We start from the raw sequence: 419 nt of genomic DNA on the forward strand, positions 1-419 counted from the left end.
GACGTTCGAAACCGACGAGATGGTGCTGGGGTCGCTGCGCCTGGGGGCCGCGGGGTTCCTGCTGAAGGACACGCCGCCGGCCGAGATCGTGCGGCACGTGCACGACGCGGGCGCGGGCCGCACGACCCTGTCCCCGTCGGTCACCGACCGGCTCATCGCGTCGGTCACCGACCAGCCGCGCGACGAACGACGCGCGGCCGCGCGCCAGAAGCTCGACGCGCTCACCGAGCGCGAGCGCGACGTGGCCCGCGCGATCGGGCGCGGGCTGTCGAACACCGAGATCGCGTCCGAGCTGTTCATCACAGTCGCGACGGTGAAGACGCACATCAGCCGGATCCTCGAGAAGCTGCCGGCGGACAACCGCACGCACATCGCGATCTGCGTGCACGAGGCGGGCGACGTCTGACGCACCACGACCG

1 protein-coding gene is annotated in these 419 nt (G+C 71.8%); it reads left to right on the top strand.

The annotated features are described in order from the left end of the window. The coding region (locus tag G3I71_RS48565) for a response regulator transcription factor (protein ID WP_164325378.1) at positions 1-406 on the top strand (406 nt) is incomplete at its 5' end. Between the last annotated feature and the right edge of the window lie 13 nt (positions 407-419).

The organism is Streptomyces sp. SID12501 (genome assembly GCF_010550245.1).
GTDB lineage: Bacteria > Actinomycetota > Actinomycetes > Streptomycetales > Streptomycetaceae > Streptomyces.